2 protein-coding genes and 1 pseudogene (1 of these 3 cut by a window edge) are annotated in these 1,717 nt (G+C 32.8%); all 3 read right to left on the reverse strand.

Going from position 1 to position 1,717, the window contains the following annotated elements; genetic code table 25:
- On the reverse strand, positions 1–679 hold a 679-nt coding region (locus GW846_06555), incomplete at its 3' end, for a TatD family hydrolase (GenBank protein ID NDK10406.1).
- 90 nt (positions 680–769) lie between these two features.
- Positions 770–1,078, reverse strand: coding sequence for a hypothetical protein (locus GW846_06560; protein NDK10407.1), 309 nt, complete (start codon positions 1,076–1,078; stop codon positions 770–772).
- Between the two features lie 54 nt (positions 1,079–1,132).
- A pseudogene (locus GW846_06565) lies at positions 1,133–1,717 on the reverse strand (class I tRNA ligase family protein); it runs 929 nt beyond the window's last position.

Here is a 1,717-nt window from a genome sequence, read left to right on the forward strand (position 1 = left end):
TTAAAATTTTTTCAATTGGCGTTTTTTTGATTATTTCATCGAAATTCATTTTAAAAATTAGACCATTAAAACCTAAATAAAAACCCACTTTCAGATATTTTTCGGCCTGCTCCCAATCCCCAGTAAAACAATGAATTACTCCCTTAATCTGACCGTGATTCCTACGATCGTAGGAATTGCGGTCTGGATCGGTTAGGATTTTTATCAAATCCTCGTGGGCCATTCGGCAATGAAAAATTACTGGCAAATTTAATTCTTTGGCTAATTCTAATTCTTTTAAAAGTAAATCTTTTTGTTTTTCTTTAAATAATTCAAGTTTTCTTTTTGTTTTTGGTTTCCAATAGTAATCTAACCCAATTTCGCCAATTGCCACGACTTTTTCAGATTTTGCCAAATTTTTGTATTTCTCGTAATCAAATTTCTTTTCAAAATGGCTTCCTTCTTTTTCATCCGTTTTAATTTTTATTAATCCGGTATCCAAATCTATCGGATGAAGCCCGATTGAAGCATAAACGCCCTTTTCATATTTCGTGGTAATTTCTACTGCTTTCTTTGAAGTTTCAAAATTTGTTCCAACATTTATCACCCAAATTTCACTTTCTAAGCATTTCTTTATAATTTCATTTCTATCTTTATCAAAAGCTGGAAAATTCAAATGGGAATGCGTATCTACAAGCATTTTTTTATTTTATTTCATTTTTGAAAATAAAAAAAGCCCAGCAAGGCTGGGCCTATTTGAAAAATTTGATCAACTTTCGGTTTCCTTTTTCTATTCGATTGGGACTTTAGCTGGCGGTTCTCTTCTTTCGTCAAACCAGAAATTTAAGCACTCGTCAATCTCCAACTCTTTTATATCTCTTGCTTCTTTTAATATTCTATCTTTGGCAATATCGCTTAAGTCTCTTAAGAGTAAAGTAATTAACCCTTGGGTTGTTACAGTTGGTTTGAAAATCGCTCTCCGATTCTCAGTAGCAATGATTAGTTTATAACGACCAGCTCCACCTTTTTCTTTAGATAACTCCTTGGGACACATCTTTTTCATTTTATTTATAAATTCCTCACAATCTCCAACTTCCATTATTGGCACTTTATCACCCCCTTTTGAAATGTTCTAAGTTAAGATTAGCAAATTCTATTTTGAAAATCAAATCAATTTAGGGAAGAGGGGCTCAATTTTTTTAATTTTAGTTCCGGGTTTAATGTTAGTCCAACTATCTTTATAGTTTGGGTTTCTCACTAATATTTTTTCTAATCTTAAAGCATTAGCAATTTTTAAGGCAGCATCTGGTAAAAAGATAAAAATTTGCCAAGTAAGTTGATGAATGGCATCCAACAATCCATATAATACCCAATTTAATTCCTCGACTTTCCCCTCTTTTGCTAAATCCCAAGGTTTGTTTTCTTCAATGTATTTATCAGCCTCGGTAATAAATTTCCAAATAGAAGAAAGCGCTTCGTTAAATTGATAAGTATTAGCCAGAGCATTATCTAAATCTTGCCAAGATTTTTTCCAATTATGGATATTTTGATTGATCCTTAATGGATGACTATCCGGATCCTTATCAATTTTAGGTACCTTACCGCCACAATATTTCTCTACCATTGTTAAAACTCTGGCCACTAAATTTCCTAGTCCAGCCGCCAGATCTGAGTTGTATCTTTTTTCAAATTTCTCATAAGTGAAATCGCCATCTTCGGTCGAGGGAATTTCCCGCAA

The organism is Candidatus Gracilibacteria bacterium, assembly GCA_010119145.1.
Lineage (GTDB): Bacteria > Patescibacteriota > Gracilibacteria > BD1-5 > UBA6164 > JAACSU01.